Below are 610 nucleotides of genomic sequence, written 5' to 3'. Positions count from 1 at the left end.
TTTGCCGCAACAAGGGGCTGCACCCCTTGCGCCGCTTACGCGGCTATCCCTGCACACCCACAAAAACAGTACACCCGCCGTTGGCGTCTGTACCATTTTTGCGGGTTTTATTATCCTATCCGGGAGGTGATACCCATAGCCATCTACCATTGTAATATCAGCATTGTCAGCCGGGGCAAGGGCAAATCAGCCGTTGCCGCAGCCGCCTACCGAAGCGGCGAAAAGTTGACAAATGAGTGGGACGGAATGACCCACGACTACACCCGCAAAGGCGGTGTTGTCCATACGGAAATCCTACTGCCGCCCAATGCCCCGCCCTCTTTCTCTGACCGTTCAACCTTGTGGAACAGCGTGGAGCTTTACGAGAAAGCCGGGAACGCCCAGCTTGCCAGAGAGATTGACGCGGCGCTTCCCATAGAGTTATCCAGAGAGGAACAGATCCGGCTTGTCCGGGAATACTGTTCCTCTCAATTTGTTTCCAGAGGAATGTGCGTTGATTACGCCATTCACGACACCGGCAAGGGCAATCCCCATTGTCACATCATGCTTACCATGCGCCCCCTTGACGAGCGCGGCGCATGGGCGGCGAAGTCCAAAAAGGAATATGACC

The 610-nt window shown here is 55.4% G+C and carries 1 protein-coding gene; it reads left to right on the top strand.

Going from position 1 to position 610, the window contains the following annotated elements:
- Positions 1-126: 126 nt before the first annotated feature.
- Positions 127-610 (top strand): MobQ family relaxase (mobQ, locus tag H7U37_RS15165; RefSeq protein WP_204876991.1); only part of this gene is annotated, 484 nt, incomplete at its 3' end.

Origin of the sequence: Pseudoflavonifractor phocaeensis, assembly GCF_016901735.1 — a bacterium.
Classification (GTDB): Bacteria; Bacillota; Clostridia; order Oscillospirales; family Oscillospiraceae; genus Pseudoflavonifractor_A.
The sequence above is the reverse complement of the archived record's forward strand: the minus strand, read 5'-3'. Positions and strand labels throughout refer to the sequence as shown.